The organism is Candidatus Kosakonia sp. 282A-S69 (assembly GCF_029433855.1).
In the GTDB taxonomy this organism is placed as follows: Bacteria; Pseudomonadota; Gammaproteobacteria; order Enterobacterales; family Enterobacteriaceae; genus Kosakonia; species Kosakonia cowanii_A.
Genome location: NZ_JAROAU010000003.1, coordinates 2,400,054 through 2,425,053 on the forward strand (window position 1 = coordinate 2,400,054; position 25,000 = coordinate 2,425,053).

General features: G+C 56.1%; 27 protein-coding genes. 15 read left to right on the forward strand and 12 right to left on the reverse strand.

Annotated features, from left to right (window positions below):
* Positions 1–18 precede the first annotated feature (18 nt).
* Positions 19–1,251: an MFS transporter gene (locus PU683_RS17045; protein ID WP_277173542.1), complete on the reverse strand. Its 1,233-nt coding sequence runs from the start codon at positions 1,249–1,251 to the stop codon at positions 19–21.
* A 253-nt stretch (positions 1,252–1,504) separates the two neighbouring features.
* On the opposite strand from PU683_RS17045, the gene ybjG reads away from it, so the two are divergent.
* Both ybjG and deoR read left to right on the forward strand, forming a co-directional pair.
* Positions 1,505–2,113, forward strand: coding sequence for an undecaprenyl-diphosphate phosphatase (ybjG, locus tag PU683_RS17050; RefSeq protein WP_277173544.1), 609 nt, complete (start codon positions 1,505–1,507; stop codon positions 2,111–2,113).
* 63 nt (positions 2,114–2,176) lie between these two features.
* Positions 2,177–2,935 (forward strand): DNA-binding transcriptional repressor DeoR, encoded by a 759-nt coding sequence (gene deoR / locus PU683_RS17055; protein WP_277173546.1) that lies wholly within the window; start codon positions 2,177–2,179, stop codon positions 2,933–2,935.
* A gap of 29 nt (positions 2,936–2,964) precedes the next feature.
* Here deoR and dacC read toward each other — a convergent pair whose 3' ends face one another.
* Entirely contained in the window at positions 2,965–4,167 is a 1,203-nt protein-coding gene (dacC, locus tag PU683_RS17060; protein WP_277173548.1) for a serine-type D-Ala-D-Ala carboxypeptidase, read from the reverse strand.
* Positions 4,168–4,400: 233 nt separating this feature from the next.
* On the opposite strand from dacC, the gene PU683_RS17065 reads away from it, so the two are divergent.
* Positions 4,401–5,030: a glutathione S-transferase family protein gene (locus PU683_RS17065; protein WP_277173550.1), complete on the forward strand. Its 630-nt coding sequence runs from the start codon at positions 4,401–4,403 to the stop codon at positions 5,028–5,030.
* 153 nt (positions 5,031–5,183) lie between these two features.
* On the opposite strand, the gene PU683_RS17070 is transcribed toward PU683_RS17065, so the two are convergent.
* Positions 5,184–6,290 carry a PQQ-dependent sugar dehydrogenase gene (locus PU683_RS17070; RefSeq protein WP_277173552.1) on the reverse strand — a complete coding sequence of 369 codons (1,107 nt, stop codon included), beginning with the start codon at positions 6,288–6,290 and terminating at the stop codon, positions 5,184–5,186.
* A 131-nt stretch (positions 6,291–6,421) separates the two neighbouring features.
* Entirely contained in the window at positions 6,422–6,805 is a 384-nt protein-coding gene (locus PU683_RS17075; RefSeq protein WP_277173554.1) for a biofilm formation regulator BssR, read from the reverse strand.
* A gap of 183 nt (positions 6,806–6,988) precedes the next feature.
* Between PU683_RS17075 and PU683_RS17080 the strand changes: the two genes are divergently transcribed.
* Positions 6,989–7,354: an SH3 domain-containing protein gene (locus PU683_RS17080; RefSeq protein WP_277173556.1), complete on the forward strand. Its 366-nt coding sequence runs from the start codon at positions 6,989–6,991 to the stop codon at positions 7,352–7,354.
* 11 nt (positions 7,355–7,365) lie between these two features.
* On the opposite strand, the gene PU683_RS17085 is transcribed toward PU683_RS17080, so the two are convergent.
* Positions 7,366–8,415, reverse strand: a complete 1,050-nt coding sequence (locus tag PU683_RS17085) for an NAD(P)-dependent alcohol dehydrogenase (RefSeq protein ID WP_277173558.1) — start codon at positions 8,413–8,415, stop codon at positions 7,366–7,368.
* A 110-nt stretch (positions 8,416–8,525) separates the two neighbouring features.
* Between PU683_RS17085 and PU683_RS17090 the strand changes: the two genes are divergently transcribed.
* The gene (locus PU683_RS17090; protein WP_277173560.1) at positions 8,526–8,909 is read left to right on the forward strand and encodes a winged helix-turn-helix transcriptional regulator; all 384 of its coding nucleotides are present in this window, start codon (positions 8,526–8,528) and stop codon (positions 8,907–8,909) included.
* A gap of 18 nt (positions 8,910–8,927) precedes the next feature.
* The gene (locus PU683_RS17095) at positions 8,928–9,509 is read left to right on the forward strand and encodes a histidine phosphatase family protein (protein ID WP_277173562.1); all 582 of its coding nucleotides are present in this window, start codon (positions 8,928–8,930) and stop codon (positions 9,507–9,509) included.
* Between the two features lie 9 nt (positions 9,510–9,518).
* Here PU683_RS17095 and PU683_RS17100 read toward each other — a convergent pair whose 3' ends face one another.
* Positions 9,519–10,424 (reverse strand): alpha/beta hydrolase, encoded by a 906-nt coding sequence (locus PU683_RS17100; protein WP_277173564.1) that lies wholly within the window; start codon positions 10,422–10,424, stop codon positions 9,519–9,521.
* Between the two features lie 112 nt (positions 10,425–10,536).
* Entirely contained in the window at positions 10,537–11,202 is a 666-nt protein-coding gene (locus tag PU683_RS17105; protein ID WP_277173566.1) for a DUF2625 domain-containing protein, read from the reverse strand.
* Between the two features lie 188 nt (positions 11,203–11,390).
* Here PU683_RS17105 and PU683_RS17110 point away from each other — a divergent pair, with 188 nt between their 5' ends.
* Positions 11,391–11,849 carry a DUF3828 domain-containing protein gene (locus PU683_RS17110; protein ID WP_277173567.1) on the forward strand — a complete coding sequence of 153 codons (459 nt, stop codon included), beginning with the start codon at positions 11,391–11,393 and terminating at the stop codon, positions 11,847–11,849.
* Between the two features lie 9 nt (positions 11,850–11,858).
* On the opposite strand, the gene PU683_RS17115 is transcribed toward PU683_RS17110, so the two are convergent.
* The gene (locus tag PU683_RS17115) at positions 11,859–12,461 is read right to left on the reverse strand and encodes a LysE family translocator (RefSeq protein WP_277173569.1); all 603 of its coding nucleotides are present in this window, start codon (positions 12,459–12,461) and stop codon (positions 11,859–11,861) included.
* Positions 12,462–12,474: 13 nt separating this feature from the next.
* Complete coding sequence (locus PU683_RS17120) at positions 12,475–12,861, reverse strand: NUDIX hydrolase (RefSeq protein WP_277173571.1); 387 nt, start codon at positions 12,859–12,861, stop codon at positions 12,475–12,477.
* Positions 12,862–12,965: 104 nt separating this feature from the next.
* Here PU683_RS17120 and PU683_RS17125 point away from each other — a divergent pair, with 104 nt between their 5' ends.
* Together PU683_RS17125 and PU683_RS17130 are read left to right on the forward strand one after the other, a co-directional pair.
* Complete coding sequence (locus tag PU683_RS17125; RefSeq protein ID WP_277173573.1) at positions 12,966–13,715, forward strand: DeoR/GlpR family DNA-binding transcription regulator; 750 nt, start codon at positions 12,966–12,968, stop codon at positions 13,713–13,715.
* Positions 13,716–13,730: 15 nt separating this feature from the next.
* Entirely contained in the window at positions 13,731–14,480 is a 750-nt protein-coding gene (locus PU683_RS17130; protein ID WP_277173575.1) for a nucleotidyltransferase domain-containing protein, read from the forward strand.
* Here the strand turns inward: PU683_RS17130 and PU683_RS17135 are convergent.
* Positions 14,477–15,811, reverse strand: coding sequence for an aminotransferase-like domain-containing protein (locus PU683_RS17135; RefSeq protein WP_277173577.1), 1,335 nt, complete (start codon positions 15,809–15,811; stop codon positions 14,477–14,479). The two genes, PU683_RS17130 and PU683_RS17135, sit on opposite strands and share 4 nt — an antisense overlap.
* A gap of 102 nt (positions 15,812–15,913) precedes the next feature.
* Here PU683_RS17135 and PU683_RS17140 point away from each other — a divergent pair, with 102 nt between their 5' ends.
* From PU683_RS17140 to rimO, 4 genes are all read left to right on the forward strand, one after another.
* Positions 15,914–16,804: a DMT family transporter gene (locus PU683_RS17140; protein WP_277173580.1), complete on the forward strand. Its 891-nt coding sequence runs from the start codon at positions 15,914–15,916 to the stop codon at positions 16,802–16,804.
* A gap of 73 nt (positions 16,805–16,877) precedes the next feature.
* Positions 16,878–17,222 carry a cupin domain-containing protein gene (locus tag PU683_RS17145; RefSeq protein WP_277173582.1) on the forward strand — a complete coding sequence of 115 codons (345 nt, stop codon included), beginning with the start codon at positions 16,878–16,880 and terminating at the stop codon, positions 17,220–17,222.
* A gap of 8 nt (positions 17,223–17,230) precedes the next feature.
* Positions 17,231–17,542 carry a hypothetical protein gene (locus PU683_RS17150; RefSeq protein WP_277173584.1) on the forward strand — a complete coding sequence of 104 codons (312 nt, stop codon included), beginning with the start codon at positions 17,231–17,233 and terminating at the stop codon, positions 17,540–17,542.
* Positions 17,543–17,694: 152 nt separating this feature from the next.
* Positions 17,695–19,020, forward strand: a complete 1,326-nt coding sequence (gene rimO / locus PU683_RS17155; protein WP_277173586.1) for a 30S ribosomal protein S12 methylthiotransferase RimO — start codon at positions 17,695–17,697, stop codon at positions 19,018–19,020.
* A gap of 571 nt (positions 19,021–19,591) precedes the next feature.
* Here the strand turns inward: rimO and PU683_RS17160 are convergent.
* Positions 19,592–20,662, reverse strand: a complete 1,071-nt coding sequence (locus PU683_RS17160; RefSeq protein WP_277173588.1) for a LacI family DNA-binding transcriptional regulator — start codon at positions 20,660–20,662, stop codon at positions 19,592–19,594.
* Positions 20,663–21,106: 444 nt separating this feature from the next.
* On the opposite strand from PU683_RS17160, the gene PU683_RS17165 reads away from it, so the two are divergent.
* Positions 21,107–22,375, forward strand: a complete 1,269-nt coding sequence (locus PU683_RS17165; RefSeq protein ID WP_277173591.1) for an MFS transporter — start codon at positions 21,107–21,109, stop codon at positions 22,373–22,375.
* Between the two features lie 415 nt (positions 22,376–22,790).
* A complete protein-coding gene (locus PU683_RS17170) occupies positions 22,791–23,309 on the forward strand; it encodes a GrpB family protein (RefSeq protein ID WP_277173593.1) in 519 nt (172 codons plus the stop codon).
* A 491-nt stretch (positions 23,310–23,800) separates the two neighbouring features.
* Here the strand turns inward: PU683_RS17170 and PU683_RS17175 are convergent, their stop codons facing one another.
* The gene (locus PU683_RS17175; RefSeq protein ID WP_277174321.1) at positions 23,801–24,955 is read right to left on the reverse strand and encodes an MFS transporter; all 1,155 of its coding nucleotides are present in this window, start codon (positions 24,953–24,955) and stop codon (positions 23,801–23,803) included.
* Positions 24,956–25,000 lie beyond the last annotated feature (45 nt).

Here is a 25,000-nt window from a genome sequence, read left to right on the forward strand (position 1 = left end):
AGCCAGCGGGCTGCCGCCTTATCCCTCCAGCGAATTCCCCATGCGCTTATCGCGCAGAAACACCACCATCAGCCCCAGCCAGATAAGCCCGTTCAGCAGGTTGAACAGGCTAAACAGCCCGTTGCCGCCGAGCAGCCAGGCATGCTTACTGACCTCAATGCCGACGGTGAAGATAAACATCTGCAGCATACCCATCGCCGCCGACACCGTCCCTTTGCTCATCTCGCTGGCAAACAGCGTCAGGCGCACCAGCCCGGCGTTGGCAAGGCCAATCCCGAAGGCGTAAACGCTTAACCCGGCCGTCATCCACAAATAGGCGTGGGATGAGGCGACGGTGGCAACCGCCGCCAGCAGCAGGCCAGCAACAATCGGCCAACCGCCAAGAATGATCAGCGCGCGCACGGTACGCCGCGAGGTCAGGCGCGCCAGCACCAGGTTACCAATAATCAGCGCGCCGAAAATCGGCACCTGCAACAGGCCATACTCGTAGCTGCTGAGCTGCTCGCCGCTGATGATAATAATCGGCGACTGGGCAATCCACGCCAGCAGCGGCAGGCTGACAAAGCCGATGGCCAGCGCACCGGCAACAAAGCGCACGTTCTTCAGCACCTCGAGATAGTCGTGCCATAGAGATTTAAACGAGAGCTTTTCGCCAAGCCGGGTAGCGGTCTCCGGCATCGCCCGTTGTAACCCGAAGAAGGAGAAAGCTGCCAGCATGGCAAAGAGGACGAACATCCCCTCCCACGGGGCGGCATGCACCCACGCTGCGCCCACCAGCGGGCCAAGTAGTGGCGCAATCAGCGCGACGTTGGCCATCAGGGCGGTGATCTTGATACAGACCGCCTCCTCAAACGACTCCTGAATCGCCGCGTACCCCACGGCGCCAATAAAGCAGAGGCTGATGCCCTGTAAAAAGCGCAGCAGGGTGAACTGCTCAATGTTCTGCGCCAGCAGCGTCGCCAGGCAGGTGACAATAAACCACACCACGCCGGTCAGCATCACCGGGCGACGACCGATGCGATCGGAGAGCGGCCCTAACAGCCACTGTAAAAACATGCCGCCCGCCAGGTAGGCGGTCATTGAGGTCGGTACCCACTCAATGCCCGCGTTATATTGCTCGACCACCGTTAGCATACCGGGCTGGATCATATCGTTGCCGATATAGGTGGAGAATTCGTAAAGCACCAGACAGAGGGGGAATAACAGCGCCCGTCGTCCCAGACGTTGGCCGGAAAGGGTATGGTTTTGCATGCAATCTCTTCCTTTGAAAAATCGCGCAGAGTGTAATCAAAGCCACCGCGCGACGGTAGTGAATTCTCCCGTAAAAACAGATAAAGCACTTATTCACTCGTTTAAGGTTTGCTTAAGTGACAGGGCGTACGCTCAGTACCAGGAATTGTCTAACTCTCCGGGGAGTAAGACAAAACCCCTTTACCCTGTGCCGCACCGCTTTTATGGTGAGCGCTTTGATCAATCCGGACTGTCATCAAAGAGTAACCTGTCTATGTTAGAGAGCCTGAATCACACCCTGTTCTACTGGATTAACGCCACGCCCGACTCGCCCGCCTGGCTCCTGACCGTTGCCCATTTTGTTGCCAAAGATCTGATCAATATTGTGCCGCTGCTGGCCGTTGGGCTGTGGTTGTGGGGGCCGCGCAGCCAGGTCAGCGCTCAGCGTCAGCTGGTGATCAAAGTGGCGCTGGCGATCCTCGTCAGCCTCTCGCTCTCATGGATTTTAGGCCATACCTTTCCGCACGACAGGCCTTTTGTCGATCATGTCGGCTATAACTTCCTGCCGCACTCGGCGGATGACTCCTTCCCGAGCGATCACGGTACAGTGATCTTCACCTTTGCCGTCGCCTTTCTTGCCTGGCACCGCCTCTGGTCCGGCGCAGCCCTGATGGTAACCGCGCTGGCCATCGCCTGGTCGCGCGTTTACCTCGGCGTCCACTGGCCGCTGGATATGCTCGGCGGCTTGCTGGTCGGCATCTGCGGCTGTCTGAGCGCGCAAATTCTGTGGCAGGCCTTCGGCGAGAAGATTTATCACACCGCACAGCAGATCTATCGCCTCTGTTTTGCCTTCCCGATCCGCCGCGGCTGGGTGCGTGACTAAGCGCCAGGGCGCAGGTAAGATAAGGGCCCCGCTTATGCGGGGCTTCTTTTATTCGGGTGAATTATGGAAACAAAACGTGACGAGCGGATCAACCAGCTGCTGGCGGCGCTCAAGCGCAGCGATAAGCTGCATCTGAAAGAGGCAGCCGGCCTGCTTGGCGTTTCTGAAATGACCATTCGTCGCGATCTCAGCGCCAACAGCGCCCCGGTAGTGCTGCTCGGCGGCTATATTGTGCTTGAGCCGCGCTCAGCCAGCCACTATCTGTTAAGCGATCAGAAAAACCGCCTCGTCGAGGAGAAGCGCCGCGCGGCAAAGCTCGCCGCCGCGCTGCTGCAACCGCACCAGATGGCGTTTTTTGACTGCGGCACCACCACGCCGTGGATCATCGACGCGCTGCCTCAGGATCTGCCCTTCACTGCGGTCTGCTACTCGCTGAACACCTTTCTGGCGCTGCAGGAGAAACCGCTGTGCCGCGCCATTCTCAGCGGCGGCGAATTTCACGCCAGCAACGCCATTTTCAAGCCGCTGAACTTTAACGAAACCCTGAGCAACCTGCGCCCGGACATCGCTTTCTACTCCGCGGCAGGCGTGCACACGGAGCAGGGCGCAACCTGCTTTAATCTTGAAGAGCTGCCGGTAAAACAGTGGGCGATGAACAGTGCGCAACGTCATGTGCTGGTGGTTGATCACAGCAAATTCGGCAAAGTGCGCCCGGCCTGCATGGGCGCGTTGAACCGTTTCGACGTGATTGTCAGCGACCGCCGACCGGATGATGGCCTGGTCAGCGCGGCGAAAAAAGAGCAGATCACCCTTCTCTACTGACCGCGCCCGTCGGGCACGGTCACCCGCAGTTATGAGAACCAGCTACCAAACCACTGGTGGAACTTCAGCAGGACAAAATCCCACATCCGCCCAACGAAGCCCGCTTCATTCACCGCTTCCATCACCACCAGCGGGCGCTGCTCAATGGTTTTATCATTCAGCTGGAAGTTGATGGTGCCCACCACCTGCCCCTTCTTCAGCGGCGCTTCAAGCTCCGGCTGGTTGAGGGTGAAGCTCGCTTTCAGGTTTTTAAACTGCCCTTTGGGAATGGTGATCGATCCCGCTTCGCCTGCACCGAGCTTCACTTCGCTGCTGTTGCCAAACCAGACGCGCTGGCTGACAAAGGTGGCGTCAGGTTTCACCGGCGTCACCGTTTCAAAAAAGCGGAAACCCCAGGTGAGCAGTTTTTCTGACTCGTTAAAGCGGATGCGGTCGGTTTTCGCCCCCAGCACCACGGAGATCAAGCGCATGTCGCCCTGGGTGGCCGAGGCGACGAGGTTGTAGCCTGCCCCCTCGGTAGTACCCGTTTTCATGCCGTCCACGTTCATGCTGGTGCTCCACAGCAGACGGTTGCGGTTAGGCTGGCGGATCTTATTAAAGGTGAACTCTTTCTCTTTATGGATCGCGTACTCGTCCGGCACGTCGTGGATCAGCGCTTTGCCGAGTAGCGCCATATCGCGCGCGGTGCTGAACTGACCCGGCGCATCGAGCCCGTGGACGGTTTTGAACGTGGTATTGGTCAGCCCGAGCTTTTGCGCATAGCTGTTCATCAGGCTGACGAATGAGTCCTGGCTGCCCGCCACATAATCGGCGATGGCGATGCTGGCATCATTTCCGGACTGAATAATGACCCCTTTATTCAAATCCGCCACCGAAACCTGATCGCCCGGTTTCAGGAACATCAGTGACGAGCCGCGCAGCACCGGGTTGCCGGTCGCCCACGCATCTTTGCCAACGGTGACGGTATCGGTCAGGTGGATTTTCCCCGCTTTCAGCGCCTGGCCGACCACATAGCTGGTCATCAGTTTGGTCAGGCTGGCAGGGTCGAGTTTTTCATCGGCGTTGCCCTCGGCCAGCACTTTGCCGCTGGCGTAATCCATCAGGATCCACGCGCGGGCATCGACCGGGGGCGCGGCAGGCGTTTGTTCTACTGCATATAACGAAGGGGAGAAGAGAAACAACAGCGCGGAGCCTGCTGCCAGGCCGCGAAGGGATAGAGAGAACTGCGTCATATAAGCCACCCGAGTATCCTTTCAATAAAACGTCACATCACCGTGCCGTAACAAACGGTGAGTAATAACGCACAAACGAAACGAAAAAAACCGCTACTGGGTAAAGTTTTTAAAGTTTACGCAATAACAGCCTGTTGCGCGCCTGTTGTGCATTATTTTTCTAAGCCGTTGCCAGAACGTTAAGTTTCGCTCACGATAGATTCACTGAAACACACTTTTGCACAGGGGTAAAAATGATCACGCTGTGGGGACGGAATAATTCGACGAATGTCAAAAAAGTGCGCTGGCTGCTGGATGAACTGGAGCTGCCGTATGAGCATATTCTGGCGGGCCGGGAGTTTGGCGTTAATCACGATCCAGAGTACCTGGCGATGAACCCTAACGGGCTGGTGCCGCTGTTGCGCGACGACGAAACCGGAGCCGTGCTGTGGGAATCGAACACCATTGTTCGCTACCTGGCCGCGCAGTATGGACAGAGCCGGCTGTGGCTGGAGTCGCCTGTCGCGCGGGCGCAGGGGGATAAGTGGATGGACTGGTCGCTGAGTATGCTGGCCCCCAGACATAGCCCACTGCTGATGAACCTGGTGCGAACTGCAGCAGAAAAGCGCGATCATGCGGTGATTGCGTCGTCAAAAGAGGCGCTCGATGCTGCCTTACAGCTGCTTGATAATGAGCTGGCAACAACGCCATGGCTCTCGGGCGAAGCGTTTGGCTGTGGCGATATCGCCGTCGCACCGTTCGTCTATAACCTGTTCAATATCCCCGGCCTCAGCTGGGCGCCGCACCCGCATCTGCAGCGCTGGTACGCGCAGCTTTGCGAGCGCCCGGCGTTTCGCCATAACGTGATGATCCCGGTGACGTGATGGCTTGATTGCCGGATGGCGCTGGCGCTTATCCGGCCTACAAAAGCATGGTGCACGCGTAGGCCGGATAAGGCGCAGCCGCCATCCGGCAAGACAAACCCCACCTGGCCTAAACCGGATAACTGCGCACCATTCGGCACTAACACGGCGCGATTACGATGCCGGACTCACCTTCCACAACTCACCGTTGCTCTCGTCGGTTAAGACATACAGATACCCATCCGGCCCGACGCGCACGTCGCGGATGCGGTGATTGCGATCGCCAAGAATGCGGCCATCTTCGCTCACCTTGTTGCCATCGACGCTCATCACAATCACATCCTTATCCTTCAGCGCGCCGATAAAGAGCTTGTTCTGCCACTGCTTAAAGGTATCTGCATTGTAAAAGGCCATGCCGCTGACCGCCGGGGAGACTTTCCAGTAAAAGATCGGCTGCTCGGTTCCGTCGACAATGCCGCCTTTCGCTTCCGGGATCTTCGTTCCGCTGTAGTTGATCCCCCAGGTGGCAATCGGCCAGCCGTAGTTTTTACCCTTTTCAGGCACGTTGATCTCATCCCCACCGCGCGGGCCATGCTCATTCAGCCACAGCGCCTGGCTCCACGGGTTGATCGCCATCCCCTGCGGGTTGCGAATGCCGTAAGACCAGATCTCCGGCCGGGCGCCCTGCTTGCCTGCAAAGGGATTATCCTCCGGCACTTTACCCTGATCCGTCAGCCGAACCAGCTTGCCCTGCAGCTTATCCAGCTCCTGCGCGGTCGGGCGCTGATTATTCTCACCCAGCGCTATCCACAGATAACCTTTGCCATCAAACACCATCCGGCCGCCGAAGTGATTACCGGTCGAGAGTTTTGGCTGCTGGCGGAAAACGGTCTGGAACTGCTCGAGTTGCTTACCATCGTCGCTCAGGCGACCGAAGCCGACAGCGGTCCCCGCTTTGCCATCCTCTCCCGCTTCGGCATAGCTCAGCCACACGCGCCTTGATGAGGCAAAATCGGGTGCCAGCGCCACATCCAGCAAGCCCCCCTGCCCCTGCGCCCACACTTTTGGCACGCCGCTTATCGGATCGGAAAGCCCTTTACCCGCCTGCCAGTGGCGCAGTTCGCCGCCGCGCAGGGTGATCAGCATTCCGCCGTCATCAGGTAAAAAAGCCAGTGCCCAGGGGTGATCGAGTTTTGTTTGCAGGACATCCACGTTGACCGCAGCCGGAGCGGCGAGCACAGAGGTTGAGAGGAAAAGTAAGCACAGAGGAAGACGACGCATACGGCACTCCTTTATTAAGCGGTAAGCCTGGATAAAGGTTAGCCATCGATTTCGCGGGTGGGTTTGCTTTTACAAAAGCTTAAGCATAAAGGGGAGCTGGCTCCCCTTATGGGTCAGGATGTGGAAGCGGCTCAGGCTTCAGCAAGCGGAGAGTGCTCATTCAGGTATTGAATGCTGTACTCGAGGATAGTGAGCGAGCGCTCCAGCTTGTCGACATTCACCGAAATAAAGTTGGCGCAATCTCTTCGCCCGCTCATCAGTGAAACGGCGGCGGATGAGAGCGCCTCTTCGGCACTGTACATGGCGCTACGCGTATCGCGATCCTCTATCTCTTGCAATCTTTCGCTTTTATCGCGGATCTCCAGCGCCAGAGCAAAAAACATCTCGCGCAGACGATCGTTTTCGTTGACCGACATATACCCTTTCGCTTTGCGCATCTGGATATAGGCCGCAAGGTCTGTTCTGGCAGTCATCAACTTCATTACTAAACGACGAGCGAGTTCATCAGCGGTCATACTTTTACCTCCCTTGTCAGCCATTGGGCAGATCAATAGTATGGCCGCTTTTTGACCAATTACATGGGTTTGGTCAATAATATTCTCCTTTTGACGATCTTTTACACAGGCCGCGCCAGCTCTGGGCTGGCCTGCCGTTTCGCTTGTTTAAAAAGCGCTTCGCGACGTCAGGAGATAAGGAGAATGAAAGCAGGTTCTCACCCGGTGCAAACCACCGCAACAGTGGTTAGTGATTATCGCTCGGCCTATCCCGATCCGCTGACTATCCGCGAAGGGGAACGGGCGAAAATCAGCCACTGCGATCTGCAGTGGCGCGGCTGGATTTGGGTGACGTTAGATTCAGGAAAAGCGGGCTGGGCGCCGCAGCAGATCTTTACGCCGGTCAGCGCCGATGAGGGGATCTGCCAGCAAGCCTACTGTGCACACGAACTCACGGTACAAACCGGCGAGCAGCTTACGGTGCATCGGCACCTGAACGGCTGGTATCTGGCTGAAAAAGCGGACGGCGACCTCGGCTGGGTGCCACAGGAGCACGTCGCGCTGATGTAAGGCTGGGTGCATTACCAGCGTGTAGCCTGCATATCGATAACAAAGCGGTATTTCACATCGCCTTTCAGCATGCGGGCGAAGGCGCTTTCGATCGCTTCACCGCCGATCATCTCCACATCCGCCGTAATGCCGTGCTGCCCGCAAAAATCGAGCATCTCCTGCGTCTCGCGGATGCTGCCGATCGATGAGCCGCTGATACTCAAGCGGCGAAAGACCATCGGCGTGATGTTGGGTGACACATGGGGCTGATCCGGGATACCTACCAGCACCAGGCGGCCGTTAGTTTTCAGCGTCGCCAGATAGGGATCGAGATCGTGCGGTGCAGCGACGCAGTCGATAACGAAGTCCAGCGAGGTTTGGCAGGCGGCCATTTGCGCCGCATCGCGCGAGACAACCACCCGTTTTGCGCCGAGACGACGGGCATCTTCGCCCTTCTCCGGCGACGTGGTAAAGAGGGTTACCTCAGCGCCCATCGCGCTCGCCAGCTTAACCGCCATATGCCCTAACCCGCCGAGGCCAACGACGCCCACCTTATCACCTGCGTTCACATTGAAGTGGCGCAGCGGCGACCAGACGGTTACGCCTGCGCAGAGCAGCGGCGCAACGCCCGCCAGCGGCAGGTTTTGCGGCACCGAGACAACAAAATCCTGATCGACAATCACGCTCTCTGCATAACCACCCCAGGTGCTCTCGCCGGTGTATTTATCAATGCCGTTATAGGTGGCGGTGAAGCCCGCTTCGCAATACTGCTCTTCATGCTGTTTGCAGAAGTGGCATTCGCGGCAGGAGTCGACCATCACCCCGACGCCGACAATATCGCCGACCTGAAAGGCCGATACGCCCGCGCCGGTCGCGCTGACGCGGCCGACAATCTCATGTCCCGGCACCAGCGGATAGCGGCTCACCGCCCACTCATTGCGCGCCATATGCAGATCAGAGTGGCAGACGCCGCAGTAAAGAATATCGATTTTGACATCCTGGGTTTGCAGCGGGCGAAGGGTAATGTCGCCGGACGTCAGTGGTTTTGCGGCGTCGACCGCCACCAGTGCATTGATTTTCATAAAGCCTCCAGGTTGGGCTGGCGTTAATAACGTGAAGGCGGCAGACTATAGTCCGCAAGGTTCACAATTGATAGTAGTTACCATTTGGTGACCACAGATGAGGGCTTCTTATGCCAGCCTGGGTTGACGGCAAACTCTTTTTCTACGCGGACTCGCCGCCGCGCCGCCTGATGGATCTCTTCTCCGTCAAGTGGAGCACGATGGTGCTGCACGCGCTCTACCACTGGCCTGATGAGCGCGCCCGCACCGGCGAGTTGCAGCGCAGCCTGCAGGGCATCTCCAAAAAAATGCTCTTTCAGACGCTAAAAGAGCTGGAGCAGCGCGGCCTTATCGCCCGTCACGTTTATGACGTGATCCCACCGAAAGTGGATTACCGGCTCACGCCGCTTGGCAAAACCTTCGCCGAACCGATTGAGCAGATGTACCTGTGGGGGCTGGAGAACCAGGCCGCGCTGGATGAGATGGAAGCCCATTACCGGGCAGCAGAAGAGTAGAACGCACAGGAGCGTGACATGGAGATTGTTTTAGTGCGTCATGGCGAGCCTGAATTCAGCGCTCAGCAGGGTTCGGCACGGGTCAAAGCCACTCACATGCCCGGCTGGATTGCAGGCTATGATGCCTCAAGCGTAACTGGCGAACCCGATTGCCACGCCATTCTGGCGGATACGCGGCGCACTTTTGTGATGAGTAGCCCGCTGCCGCGCGCACTCGCCTCGCTACAGGCGATTAACCTTACCCCCGATCGGATTGTCGACGATCTGCGCGAAGCGCCCTTGCCGGTATTCAACCTCCCCTTTCTTCGCCTCTCGCCGCAGGCGTGGCTGGTGCTGTTTCGCCTCTGCTGGTTCACCGGTGCGCTGGCCGGGCCGGAATCGAAAAAACAGACGATGCAGCGGGCAGAGAAGATGGCGCGTGCGCTGATTGCTCATGCGCAGCAGTATGATCGCGTGCTCAGCATGGGGCACGGTGTGATTAACCGGCTGATTTCGCGGGAACTGGAAAAGGCGGGCTGGGTAAAACGCGAGCGCACCGGGAATGGCTACTGGTCATCAGTGACCTTCACTGCCGCCGGACACCATACCCCGGCGGCGTAATCAGAACGGCTATCTCTCTGCCTGCGCAAGCTGGAGTAACGCCGCCTGGAGCGAGGTGGTGAACATCACTCCATGCGTCAGGCCAGGGAATAAGCGGTAGGTGGCTAAGACGCCATGCTGATTGAGCTGCGCAAGCGTGTGGCGAACGCGCGGCAGTACGCCAGACTCGCTGTTCTCATCCAGCGCGCGGCGATCCCCATCCCCCTCCATAAGATAAAGGTGCTTCCCCGCCGCCTGTTGCGGCGAGACGGCTTCCATCGCTTTCAGCAACTGAAAATCGTTGCGCGCCAGCGAAGGTACGGCCGAGAAGCTGGTGGTGAAAAAGGAGGAGGAGAGCCAGCTCTCCAGCACGAACAGCCCGCCGTAAGAGTGCCCCCACAGCCCGCGCTGCGCCGGATTGATGGTAACCCCTTTTTCGACCGCTGGCGCGATGCTCTCCTCCAGCAGGTGGCGAAAGGCGTGACTGCCACCGCCCGCTCTGCCGCGCAGCTGCTGCCTGGCGGTGCCCGGTGGCGTGTAGTCATACGCCCGGCTATCAAGATCGAATGGCAGATCGGTTTGATACCCGACCGCTACCAGCACGGGTGGGTTGGCGGCGAAGAGCTTTTGTAAAAACGCCTCCGAAAGCTTATCCATTGCCGCGTTGCCATCCAGCATATAGAGCACCGGGAAACCGCCGGGCGGCGCGCTTTTATTGGGTACGCCTCTCCACACTTTGTAATGGCGTTGACCATCCCGGGAATGGAACTCCTTCACCGAAAAGTGGTAGTAAGCCGAGCCGCGATCGGCGATGTTCGGCCCGAGCGGCGCCATATCCGGCCTGGCATAACCCGTTTTCCAGGCAAGCAGCAGAAGCAGCGCCGCAAGGCGCACGACGTTAAAACGACAAAGCATAAACCCCTTCTCCCTGTGCATCAGCCATGCACTCCTCTTCGCATCAGCTGAACTCGCAATGAGAGCAAACGTTAATGGGAATCATTATTGATTGCAACAGGTAAGCGGCAGCAGGTATTGCTGCCTTGCCCAGTTACGCCTTAGGGCTGCTCCCTGCCAGCTCCTGCGCGAGCCGCCACTGCTCCTCAATCGGCATCACCGTGCGCTTGCGTTCATCGACCGACAGTTGCGGCTCGCTCCAGAGAAAAGGAAAGAAGGCATACACCTGCTCGCCGCCGAGCGAAGCTACCTCTTCCCGCCAGCCGGGCCAGCGTACCGTCTGGTAGAAGAGCGCCAGATCGCCGCACAGCGCCCACTCGACAAAAGCCGAGTAGCCCACCTCCAGCCCTTCCCAGGCCAGCGCATCGGGCGCGAAGTAGTAGACGTTGCCAATATCCTCACCAAGCCCGCCGCCGTTGAGGGCAAAAAAACCGCCTGACGCATCATCGGCAATCAGCAGGGCACCGAACGACGCCGCATCGGTTGCCGTCTGCGTCCAGTTCATCGGATCGCGCGACAGCCGCGTGCTGCCGGAGCCGAGAATACGCAGCCAGCCATCTTCAATCAGCAGCCCGCCGGTTTCATACACCAGCGCCCCCAGCGGGGAGCGGGTAGTGACCTGCAGTTGCAGCAGCGCCTGCTCAGCGCGGCTCTCCTCTTTCGCCAATACTTCGTAAGGGTTACTGGCCGCGTTAAGCCACTCCTGCACCACCGCCCAGCCGGGATCGTGCACATCGATTAGTTCACTCAAGGTCTTCATCCACTCTCCTGCGGCGAGTTGAAATCTCTGCCATCATAGCGGAAAGCGATGCGCTCATAAGGCTGCCAGGCCGCTTTTCGCCCTACCAAAATCTGCCCTGCCGGGCCGTATAAAGTGCTTTCTTACGCCTGTGGTCAATGTCAGGATGAGCGCACTTTTTTCACCCATCCCTTTTCGCAGGAATACTCATGCGTCTGATTATCTCTCTGCTGCTCGCCTGTTATCTGCCCTTCGCCGGCGCCAGCAGCGCGCCCGACGTGCAAAAACAGATGACCGCGTTTTATCATTTCTATCTGCATGCCCTGGAGAACACGCCGCCGGACGAGGTCATTAAAACGGCGGAAATGCGTCAATATGTCTCCGCTAAGTTGCTGACGCGGATAGCTGAAATTTATGCCATGCCGGAGCAGGAGCTCCTCTCAGCGGACTATTTCACCTACACCCAGGATTACGACCCGGCGTGGATCCCGCGCCTTAACGTCTCACCGCCGCAGGCCGATGGCGACAGCATGCGGCTGGATGTCTGGCTGGGTATTGAAGATAACAAGCACTCTCATCTGCAGGTCTGGACACGTAAAGAGGCGGGCGAGTGGAAGATCTGGCGAGTGACTGACGCCGGGGAGCATTTTGAACAAAAGCTCTACTGACATCGCCATTCAGTGCAGCAGTGAAAGGGCGGAGAAGATGAGCAATAACGTGCCGCCCACCACATTCACCCCTTTTTTGAGCCGTGCCGGATTGGCTTTTTTCGCCGAAAAGACCAGCACCCTGCTCAGCGCAATCAGCCACGCGCCCATCACCAGCACATGCACCGTTGCCAGCAGCAGATAGTGGCTGACATCTCCCCGGCTGCCGGCAAATTGGGACACCACGGTGAGATAAAAAACGATCGCTTTAGGGTTAAGCACGTTCGCCAGCCACGCCTCTTTCAGCGTTACCGTCGCTCCGTTGGCGCGTAGCGTGACCGCATTCGTCGCTAACCCGCTGCGGATCAGCTGTACGCCAAGCCACATCAGATAGACCGCCCCTGCATATTTCAGCACGTTAAACAGCGCGGGAGAGGAGACGAGCATCGCCGTCACTCCAAGGCCAATCAGCAGCGCGTGGGTGTAGATGCCGAGCGCGGTTCCCGCCAGCGTGCGCAGCAAGCCGCCCCGCCCGCCGGCCAGCGCGCTGTTCATTGCCAGGGTAAAACTCGCGCCCGGAGAGAGCGCGACGGGTAGGAGTACGGGGATAAACCCCACAATGTTGATTTCCATTACATCCCGTTTGTTATGCCGGAGACGCCCTCCGCGTTTCAGCATCAGGGATCTCATCAAGGGCGCTGTAAAGGGTAAGGCCCCGCTCGCGCCCGATACGTACATCGTTATCGGCTCCCGCTGAGTCGCCGGGCAGCCGCAAAATGGCGTCGCAGTGTTGTATCAGGCGATGGGCGACGGGGTATAAAAAGGTCTGGCTAATCTCATCGCCAATCTTCTTCGACCCGGCCGCTTCGGCCAGCGGCATTGCCAGCCATTCGCCGATCACCGGCGTGTGGCCTTTTTCGAACACCTTTGCGGCAGCGCGCGTCATGGCATCCAGATTCTGTTTGATTAACGCATCATCACCGTTGGTGCCGCTGCGCACGGGTCCGGCGATTAAAATAAGCATGGCGTGCATGGTTTCCCCTGTAAACTGCGTAAAATTAGGATCGTCAGGCTGACAAGCGGCACGCTAAAATGCATAATCGTGCAAGATCAAGATCAAACGTGAAAGGAGAAAAGGTGTTATCCAGTCAACGTAAGCAGAAGATACTTGAGATGCTGGCGCGTGATAAGCAGGTCTTGTCCCGCGAATTAAGCCAGCACTTTGCTATCTCTGAAGACTCCATCCGCCGGGATTTAAGGGAGCTAGCGGCAGATGGCCTGCTGCAACGGGTACACGGCGGCGCGCTGGCAGTATCCGCGGCGATTGCGCCGTTTGAAGTACGCAAAAGCGTGAACATTCATGCAAAACGCATCATTGCGCAGAAAGCCGTCAATCTTATTCAGCCGGGCAATATCGTCATCATTGACGGCGGTACGACCTCAGAAGAGATGATCACCCTGCTGCCACCCGATCTGGCCTTTACCGTGGTTACCCACAGCCCGACGATCGCCGCCGGATTGATTAACCTGCCAAATGTGGACGTGATCGTCATCGGTGGGCAGTTATATAAACACTCAATGGTCACCGTGGGTGCATCGATGATTGAGTCTATTCGCCGTATCAATGCAGACCTCTTTTTTATGGGCGTGACCGGCGTGCATGAGCAGGCAGGCTTTACCACCGGCAACTATGAAGAGGCGTGCGTGAAGCGCGCACTTTCGGAGCGCGCGGCAGAAACCGTGGTGCTGGCGTCGCCGGAGAAGATCAACTCCGCTTCGGCCTTTGGCATCGGCGAACTGACACTCGCCAGCACGCTGCTGGTCGATGAGCCGCTCGACGAGAAGATGAGCGCCCTGTTCCAGCAGTTGCAGATCACCGTCCTGTAACCGGAGGCACTTCCGATGGTCGATGCCAACGGTTTTATCACCTCTTTACCCGACACCCCGCTGCAACCGGCGTTTCGCCCGGTCGTCGATGAGGCCATTGACCTGCTGCGCGCGGGCCTCGGCGCGCAGGTGCACAGCATTTACCTCTACGGCAGCGTAGCTAAAGGTGCGGCGGTGGCGGGCGTCTCGGATCTGGATCTCTGCCTGATCACTCAGCGCACCCTAAACGCGGCGGAGGGCGATTGCCTGCGGGCGATTGCCGAACGTGTGCAGGCGAAGCATCCGCTTATCAGCAAAGTCGATTTTGATTGCGGCACGCTGGCAGAGGCGCTGGCCCCGGATAACCGGTTCAGTTGGGGTTACTGGCTCAAGCACCACTGCCGCCGCGTGGCGGGCGAGGATCTCTCCCTGCGCTTCACGCCTTTTGCCCCCTCGCGCGAGATTGCCGTGGCGGTAAACAGTGATTTTATTCCCGTCCTGCAAGGCTACCTTCTGCAGCTGGCAGAGGCGGGCGATGCGCGGCAGCTTCAGCGGGCCGCGGCGCGTAAGCTGCTGCGCGCAACCAATCTGTTACGTAGCGCAGAGGATAACGACTGGCCCGAGACGCTGGAGGAGTACGCCAGCCGGGTTGTACAACGCTTTCCACAGCAGCAGCAGGCTATCGGCTGGCTGCTGCAACAGTGCCACACGCCTGAGGAGGACACGGCGCACTTCACCGCCCGGCTTAGCGCACTGATGCACTGGCTGGAGGGGAGTTACCGCTAGCGGCATGCTTCATACTCTATCGCTTCGCGGATAGTCAGCAGCGCCCCGTGCAGGGTGTCGATGGCAACCGAGCCGAGGGCAACGCGCAACGCCTGCGGCGTCGATGGCGCAGTGCAAAAGGGTTCCGCGGTAGAGAGGGAGATGTTGTTATCCATCAGTTGCTTCACCACCCGATCGGCGCGCGACTCTTCACAGAGCGGTAGCCAGGCAAAGTAAGAGTCGGGATGGGTAACGCACGGCAGACCGGCCAGCGTTTCATGCAGGATGCGCTGACGCAGCCGGGCATCTTCTCGCTTGCGTTTCTCAAGATCGGCCACCGTGCCCTCCTCTATCCAGTGGCTGACCAGCGAGGTCATTAACGACGGCGCATTCCACGTTGTGGCGCGAATCGCCCGCTCCAGCGCAGGCCGTAGCGCAGGCGGGCAGATCACCACTCCGACCCGCAATCCGGTCGCCACATTTTTTGAAAAGCCGCTGACATAGACCGTTCTCTCAGGCGCAAAACAGGCGAGCGGCGGCGGCGCGCGACGGGCCAGCCAGGCATAGGCGGCATCTTCAATGATCAGCAGATCGTGAGCACGAGCGATATCGGCAAGCGTTTTGCGTTGGGCACGGTTCATCACCCAGCCCAGCGGGTTATGCATGGTCGGCATGGTATACACCGCGCGAATACGCCGCTGCTGGCAGAGCTGGCGTAACGCGGCCAGATCCGGGCCCGCTTGCGCCGCCGGGATCGCCACCAGCTCCAGATGATAGAGCGCGGCCAGCGCCTTAAAACCGGGATAGGTCAGCGCGTCCACCGCTATCACATCGCCCGGTTTCAGCAACCCCATTACGGCAACAGTCAAACCGTGCTGCGCGCCATTGACCAGCAGCAGATCCTCCGGTGCCGGGCAAAACGCGCCCTGCGTAAAGTGGGCGGCAAACACCTCTCGCTCGGTAATGCGCCCGCCATGGGGCTGATAACGCAGATGCGCCTCGATATTGCCCTCCACCGCCGTGCGTTTGAGGGCCTCGCGCAGCATCTCGCCCTGCCCGGCCACCGACGGGTAGTTGAAGTTGAGATCCAGCACATCGCTGGCAACGGCAAGCTGATCGATGCCGTGCCCGGGAGGAAGGGCAATCTCCCTGACAAAGGTACCGCGGCCAGTTTCACCGCTCACCAGGCCCATCGCCTCCAGTTCGCGGTAGACACGGGTGGCTGTAGCCAGCGAAATATGTTCCTGCCCGGCAAGGCAACGGTGCGTTGGTAAACGGGCACCGGGCGGCAGCTCGCCGGCACGGATCTGCGCAGCGAAGCGATCCACCAGCTGTTTGTAGCGCGCTTTCATCAAATGTATCCATGACAATAATTTGATTGTCGTAAGTGCCTCAACCTACCATTCAGCCCATCAATGCTCAAGCTCCCACTAATAACTGATAACGAGGTCAAGATGGCGAACTCTACGCTGCAAAAAGCGCTTCATCCTGCGCTGACAGGCTGGCTCAACGGCCTGCTTGGGGTGGTGATTTTCAGCGGATCGTTACCCGCCACGCGCATCGCCGTGCTGGAGATGTCGCCCTTTTTCCTCACCTTTCTGCGCGCCTCTCTCGCCGGATTGCTGGCGATTATCCTTGTTTGTGTCTTGCGCGAACCGCGCCCGCGCCGCGCTCAGCTTCTCCCGCTGCTGATTGTCTCCTGCGGCGTGGTGATCGGGTTCCCGCTTTTGACGGCGCTGGCGTTACAGCACGTCACCTCCGCCCACTCGATTGTCTTTCTCGGCCTTCTGCCGCTCTGCACGGCGATTTTTGCGGTGCTGCGCGGTGGCGAACGGCCAAAGCGCGCCTTCTGGCTCTTTTCACTGATTGGCAGCCTGCTGGTGGTGGCCTTCGCGCTGGCGCAGAGCCATGCCGTTTCGCTGACTGGCGATCTGCTGATGCTGGCAGCGGTGATAATCTGCGGGCTGGGCTATGCCGAAGGGGCAAGCTTAACCCGCACGCTTGGCGGCTGGCAGGTGATCTGCTGGGCGCTGATCCTGTCGCTTCCGGTGATGTTGCCCGCCGCGTGGCTGACACGCCCCGCTACGCTTGCTGAGATCGGTACGCCAGCCTGGTACGCACTGGGCTATGTCTCGCTCTTTAGTATGCTGATCGGCTTTATCTTCTGGTACAACGGCCTTGCGCGCGGCGGGATTGCCGCCGTCGGCCAGTTGCAGCTGTTGCAGCCCTTTTTTGGCCTTGCCCTCTCTGCCCTGCTGCTCAACGAGAGGGTGAGCCCGTTAATGCTACTGGTGACGCTGGGCGTGATCCTCTGCGTGATTGGCTCGCGTAAGTGCGCCCGCTAATTCAGGCAGCTTATGCCGTGCGTCGAAGCCCGGTATAACGGTGGTTAAGAAGCACCGACATCAGGAGAAGTTAATGATTTCAAAAGAGAATGCCGAGCACTATCTCTGGGGCGAGGGGTGCGACGGCTGGTACCTGGTGAAGCGGCCAGAGATGATGATCATCCATGAGAAAATGGCCGCCGGCACGCAGGAGCAGCGCCACTACCACTCCGTGTCGCGGCAATTTTTCTTTGTACTTAGCGGCGTGTTAACGATGGAGCTGGAAGGCGTAAAACAGCACATTGCTGCCCAACAAGGCATTGAGATCCCGCCATTAGCAAAACATCAGGCGCGCAATGATTCTGATGCGGCGGTTGAGTTTATCGTCTTCTCTCACCCCACCCCGCGCGGTGACCGCAGCGATGTCGCGGAGCAGTAAAAGAGCCAATGATGAAGCAGAGCGCGCAAGCAATACACATTCTTAATGCAAATATCCACGTGCCGTATGGCATTTTCAGCATCATTGACGGCTGCGGTTACTTCCCGCCGCTGGCGTTTCTGAATGCGTTCTTCTTACGCGGCAGCGATCCCTGCGACCAGGATTGCCGGATGGGCACCTGGCGCCCCTTTGCGCTGTCTCCTGAGGAGTATGCCGTCGTCAAAGAGTGGTGGTTTGCGAGTAATAAAAACGCGGCGGTCGCAGACCTTGGCTGTGCATGCTGGGATGAGTGGGTGCAGGAGATTCATGACCCTGACTAAAGCCATTGCGCACACGCGCAGGCAGCAATCACTAAAGAAGCAAAATAACTTACCGGGCACGAAGCCACTGCGCTGATAATCCGCTATAAATCCCGCCCGGAACTCTGTACAATCCCTCGCCTAAGATCCAATAACTGATTACTTTTTGAACTATGAGCAATGTGAACCTGCAGCCGAAAATCGGCTTTGTCTCTCTTGGCTGCCCAAAAAATCTCGTCGACTCTGAACGCATCCTTACGGAGCTGCGTACCGAAGGTTACGATGTTGTCCCGAGTTACGATGATGCCGATATGGTGATTGTAAACACCTGCGGTTTTATCGACAGCGCCGTGCAGGAGTCGCTGGAAGCGATTGGCGAAGCGCTGAATGAAAACGGTAAAGTGATTGTCACCGGCTGTCTGGGTGCGAAAGAGGATCAGATCCGCGAAGTGCACCCGAAAGTGCTGGAGATCACCGGCCCGCACAGCTATGAGCAGGTTCTCGCCCATGTTCATCACTATGTGCCAAAACCGCAGCACAACCCCTTCTTAAGCCTGGTGCCGGAACAGGGCGTAAAGCTGACGCCGCGTCACTACGCTTACCTGAAAATTTCCGAAGGCTGTAACCACCGCTGCACCTTCTGCATTATTCCATCGATGCGTGGCGATCTGGTGAGCCGCCCGATTGGTGAAGTGCTTGCCGAGGCCAAACGTCTGGTCGATGCCGGCGTTAAAGAGCTGCTGGTTATCTCACAGGACACCTCTGCTTACGGCGTTGATGTGAAGCACCGCATGGGCTTTCACAATGGCGAGCCGGTGAAAACCAGCATGGTTGGCCTCTGCGAGCAGCTGGCGAAACTCGGCGTCTGGACGCGTCTGCACTACGTTTACCCTTATCCGCACGTGGATGATGTGATCCCGCTGATGGCGGAAGGCAAAATTCTGCCTTACCTTGACATCCCGCTGCAGCACGCCAGCCCGCGCATTCTGAAGCTGATGAAGCGCCCTGGTGCGGTCGATCGCCAGCTGGCACGCATCAAGCGCTGGCGCGAAATCTGCCCGGAGCTGACGCTGCGCTCCACCTTTATCGTCGGCTTCCCCGGCGAGACCGAAGAAGATTTCCAGATGCTGCTCGACTTCCTGACCGAAGCGCGCCTCGATCGCGTTGGCTGCTTCAAATACAGCCCGGTTGAGGGTGCCACCGCCAATGAGCTGGCGGATCAGGTGCCGGAAGAGGTGAAAGAGGAGCGCTGGAACCGCTTTATGCAGCTGCAACAGCGCATCTCCGCTGAGCGTCTGCAGGAGAAGATTGGTCGTGAAATCCTGGTGATGATCGACGAAGTAGATGAAGAAGGCGCGATTGGCCGCAGCATGGCCGATGCCCCGGAAATCGACGGCGCGGTCTACCTGAACGGTGAAACCAACGTCAAACCGGGCGATGTGGTTCGCGTGAAAGTGGAAAACGCCGACGAGTATGACCTGTGGGGCACACGCGTTTAAGCGATTAAAAAAACCCGGCACCCGCCGGGTTTTTTGTGTCTATCGCGAGCGAACAGGTAGGCCGGATAAGTGTTTACGCGCCACCCGGCAATTTACCCGCCTTGAATGATCAGGGGCTCATTGAGAGTCAGCTTTGTACAAGAAGCGGACGTTGCCAGCATCGTTTGTGTTTATTTATGCCGTTTGAGGGTGAAAAACCCTTCTTCTCCGGTTAAGTAAATATTCGTGACGGCTACCCTCTCCTTCAGGGAAGTAGGGTTCATTGCGGGATGCTTTATTTGAATGGCTCAGGATTTCGCTTATGAGGCAGTTGAATTGCGAGCCTGTCTGGCTTATTGGAACGTATAAAAACAAGCCCAGGGTTCACCTTCTGTATGCCTGATAGCGTCAGGCAAAAAGGATTAGGGCAGAGATATAAATAACAAAATCCATGCACCGATGCCTGCCAATAAAGCGGCAAAGAGATTCACTGAAAATAATTAAGTGGCAATGCTGGCTGCATATGGTGATGGTAGTGCCTGTGGATGTTGATTAATAAAATGGGTCGCGCCACGGACAGAATCTGTAGATCTTACAGCTTATTTACCAGTGTTTTTAATTGCGTAATTAGCTGCGCGTTGTCATCCGCGGTGTGACCGGCTACGGGCCAGGTTGACTGACGAATAACCAGTCGTGTAGGCAGCAGCTCACGGATCCTTATTTGCGGATCAGCCATGAGTTGCATAAGTAACTCTACGGCCCGCTTACCGAGTTTGTTGAAATCCTGCGCCACGGTCGTCAACGGCGGCTGGAAGTAAAGGCTATCTGCTGTATCGTCATAACCCGTGACGGAGACTGCCTGACTCCCGTTGCGATTGAGCTGCGCCAGGGCGCTCAACACGCCGAGTGCCATCTGATCGTTCGCCACAACGATGGCACCTATCTTCGGGTATTGATGTAACAGTTTGAAAGCATTGTGCCAGCCGCTGGCCGCACTCCAGTCGCCAAAAACCGTCACAGCATTACTTACCCCAAGTCGATGCAACGTCTCACGCCAGCTGCTCAAACGCATGCGCGCTGAAACAGAACTTTCAGGCCCGGCAAGCAGACCGAAATCCCGGTGCCCCAGTTCCCAGAGATGATGGATGCAAGCGCTACAACCATCAAGATGGTCAAAGCGCACGCAGCAGACATCGGTCTCCGGCGAAATATCCAAAAACAGACAGCAAATATCCGGGTTCTCACTTACCAGCTTTTCGGCAACACTGCCTTCCAGCGGCAGGTTAATAATTGCACCACGAATATTCTGTGCACGAAACTCATTGAGCCGTGCCTGAAGTGAGGTGTAATCGACGGTCGCGGGCATCGCAATAGCGACCTCAAGCTGGTTTACGCTGGCGTGACTTTTTATTGCCGCGGCGATTTGTGAGGGCGCATGCAGGGTCAACGACGCGGTGATCAAACCAATCGACGGCGCAGACTTCCCCGCCAGCAATTGCGCCGAACGGTTAGGAACATAGAGCAACGCCTGCATCGCGCTGATAACCTTGTCGCGGGTGCGTTCAGACACAAGCCCGGGTTTATTCAGTACACGCGAAACCGTCTGCTGCGACACCCCGGCCTTGCGAGCCACATCTTCTAACGTTGCCGTGCGGCGCTGCATAAACCACTCCCTTACACGTCCATAACAATGTCGTACGCTAACATTTTATGTCTTAAAGACGACAAAATAACATCATTTCCATGCGATTTCGTGATCGTGTATGAGTTTCACTTTCGCCAGTATTGTGGCTTTAAACAAAATATCTGATAACTCATCCATCTTGTATAGCGAACGACATTCTCATTTATCAGGCGAATATACCTATGCTATATCACCCTCCCCGGACATCCCCGGGCCACCTGTTTCATGACATGCTGGCGCATGAGGCCTGGCAAAACCCGACAGGCTGCTCCTCACTGACGTTCAGCGTGGAGGAAAACTGGCGGGCTGGTGGCCAGACGCAGATTATCTTCGCTGGCGTTGACTCTCTTACCGGGATGAAAGCGCGAAACCACCAAAAAAGCGGCTTTAATAATGACGCGTATCACAGGATGGATATAGACAATGAAACTCTCTGAACTCGCGCCAAGAGAACGGCATAACTTCATCTACTTTATGCTGTTCTTTTTCTTCTACTACTTCATTATGTCGGCCTACTTTCCTTTTTTCCCGGTCTGGCTGGCGGAAGTTAATCATTTAACCAAAACAGAAACGGGGATCGTTTTCTCCTCAATCTCGCTGTTTGCGATTATATTTCAGCCGATATTTGGCCTGATATCTGACAAACTGGGGTTACGCAAACACCTGTTGTGGACCATTACGATCTTGCTGATCTTGTTTGCGCCCTTCTTTATTTTTGTGCTGTCTCCGTTATTGCAATTGAATATTTTCGCCGGTGCGCTAGCGGGCGGTATTTATCTGGGGGTTGTCTTCTCCAGCGGTTCCGGGGCGGTAGAGGCCTATATTGAACGCGTCAGTCGCGCGAACCGTTTTGAATACGGAAAAGTGCGCGTCTCCGGCTGTATTGGCTGGGCACTGTGCGCATCCATCACCGGTATTTTGTTTGGCATCGATCCCAATATCACCTTCTGGATTGCTTCAGGTTTTGCGCTGGTGCTGGGAGTGCTGCTGTGGATGTCACGCCCGGAAGGGAGCAACAGTGAACGGGTAATCGATGCGCTGGGAGCCAACCGCCAGGCCTTCTCGATGCGCACCGCCGCGGAACTATTACGCATGCCACGCTTCTGGGGATTTATTGTCTACGTAGTTGGCGTCGCCAGCGTATATGACGTCTTTGATCAACAGTTTGCCAACTTCTTTAAAGGCTTTTTCTCCAGTCCGCAACGCGGAACCGAAGTATTCGGCTTCGTCACCACCGGAGGAGAGTTACTTAACGCGACGATTATGTTCTTTGCCCCTGCCATCGTGAACCGGATTGGAGCGAAAAACGCGCTGATCACTGCCGGTATTATTATGTCAGCGCGTATTCTGGGTTCTTCTTTTGCCTCTTCAGCTATCGAAGTGGTGATCTTAAAAATGCTACATATGTTTGAACTCCCGTTTTTGCTGGTGGGCACTTTCAAATACATATCATCCGCCTTTAACCCGAAACTATCGGCAACACTGTTCCTGATTGGTTTTAACTTATCGAAACAGCTTTCAGGCGTTGTACTGTCCGCATGGGTCGGAAGGATGTATGACACTGTCGGCTTCCACCAGGCTTATCTCATTCTGGGCAGCATTACGCTGAGCTTTACCATCGTCTCCCTCTTTACCCTGAAAGGTGGCAAAACGCTGCTCCGGACTAGCGAATATAACAGCGCAACCTCATAATAAATTTTGGAAAAAAGCCGCCCGGAGGCGGCTTGTCATTATTTGCGTGGTTTACCCGCGTCCGAGCGCTTTTCTCGAACGCGACCATTATTGTTACGGTCACGGGGCTGTGTACCACCGCCGGGTTCAGGAACAACTACGCCTGGATTAAGGGGTCTTCTGTCAGCCCTATTTGCGTTTCCTGAAAAAATGGCAACGTTGCCGTCTCTCTTGATACGCCTGGTATCGTGACCTTTCAATCCTTATGGGATGACCCGTTGCGCAGCATCAACTTTTCCCTAATTCACCTCAACGCGGACATTGCGCATATGTCCATCCTCTCGGTCAAAAGCATACGTTTTGCCTCATGCGATTTCGATGGATGTGCTTTAGGAACTTTTATGTTAAGAACCTTTGGAAAAAGGGGGAGGTGTTTATGCGGGAAATCGTTGTGACTCCATACGATGAAAAATGGCCACAGATATTTAAAGCTGAACGTTTATTGATACAGGCACTACTGGGTGACGTGGTTAAGAGTGTCCATCATATTGGCAGTACGTCAGTACCTGGCCTTTCAGCAAAGCCCGTGATTGATATTCTGCTGGAAGTTTCAGATATCAATGAATTGGATCAATATACCCCTGCAATGGTAAACGCCGGATACGTTGCTCGCGGAGAAAACGGTATTGCAGGCCGCCGCTACTTTATTAAGGGCGGCGATCAACGTAGCCATCAAGTGCATGCATTTTCATCAGGGGATGCACAAATACCAGCACATCTTGCTTTCCGTGATTACCTGAGGAAAAACAGTGATATTGCAAGAGAATACGCTGAGATTAAGCGCGCGGCAGCATTGCTATGCAAGAACGATGCACATCGTTATAGTGCGTTCAAAACAAATTTTATAGAGCATCATCTGCAACTTGCGCTGATTGAACTGAAAGATAGAGAGTGAGTTTTTCACAGCGACGTGTTGTTTAACACAATGCACATGTTCAATCCTACGGCGTAAGCTTCCCGGCAGATCGGTCTATATGCGTATGGAATGTCCGCCTCTCGCTCAAAGCGGACGTTGCCTCTTTTCAGACATCTATCCCATTATTCATCGCTTAGCTTCAATTAAACCCAATCTTAACCAGACCCTTAGTGAAGATCCGACTGTTAGCAGTAGTAACATTGCAAGGCAGCATCAACTGCAATACCGTGATGCTCAGACCGGTCTGACGGAAGAACATCTGCAGAACATCACCCAGTGACATTACCGGCTTGCCTTCGTGCTGCCCCTTTGGCGCATTTTACCTTGCCTATTCAGATGACATTCACTTTCCTCTGGAATAGCCGTTCATCTTCGGCAGAATATGCACGTATCATAAATCCACTGGCATTTTTTTATATCCCTCCCCTCTCCATATAATGATGTTGTGATTAATAAGAAACGCATCAAAATTAAAAATATTTCCGTATCAGATAGCTGCAAAGAGGTAAGCTAAAAGAAAGCAATCCCACCACAACAAAAGCCGTTATCAGGCTGGATTGATGAGCAATCGCGCCAATGAAGGCTGGGCCGAGCAGAATTCCGGAATAACCTATACTTGATATTGCAGCGACTGCAAGTGTCGTTGGCATCGTATTTTGACGTCCTGCTGCGCTAAATAATATGGGAACTATATTTGAAAGCCCTGCGCCGATAAGGAAAAAACCACAGATCATCGCAATGAGATTTGTTCCTCCCACTACTACGCCAATTCCCGCAGTTGCTATGAGGGAGCTGATCAAAAATACATTGAAGCGGCCAAATGATTTGATAATTCTGTCCCCCAACAGACGACCCAGGGTCATCGCTAAGGCGAAAGTTGTGTAGCCAATGCCTGCGAAATTGGCAGTTATACTACTGTGATTTGTCAGCAGGATACCGCTCCAGTCAAGCATTGAGCCCTCCATGATATAAGCAACGAAACAGAGAGCACCAAGAACAATGACAATACCTTCAGGCATTACAAAAAATGGAGAATCATCTGATTCAGAATAGTTAAGCAGCCCCCCGAAAGTGAGAATAAGAAGCCCCAGCACTAAGATAATAACTATGCCTACTGTAACGAGCGGAGTCAGACCATACATAATTAGTGTACTGACAAGTCCAGAACCCACTATACCGCCTATGCTAAATAACGCGTGGAAACCAGACATAATGGGTCGACCTGCCAGCTTTTCGACATGCACTGCGTGGATGTTAGCGACCACATCCATACCGCCGATGCCGCCACCAAACACAAATAGTGCCAAAGCTAAAGTTAATGGTGTGTCGAAGGTCACAAGCGCCGGCAACAGCATCAGCATGACCAGCGTGGCTACGTTAAAAACCATCCTGCAGCCATGTCGTGAAGCGAGAACAGCAGATAATGGCATCATTAATAAAGAGCCAATGCCAAATGCCAACATCACCATGCCCATGGTGCCGTTGTCTGCCATCATGCGTATTTTAGCGAGCGGGATCAATGGAGCCCAGGTCGCCAGGCTTAGGCCTGCAATAAAAAAGGCAATTCGCGTTGAGGTAACCGAGCGCGGAACGGAACATAGTGTGTCTTGAGCAACCACTTTTATAAACTCCCTTTTTGTATAGCCATTAATGACGATGACATTCCATAT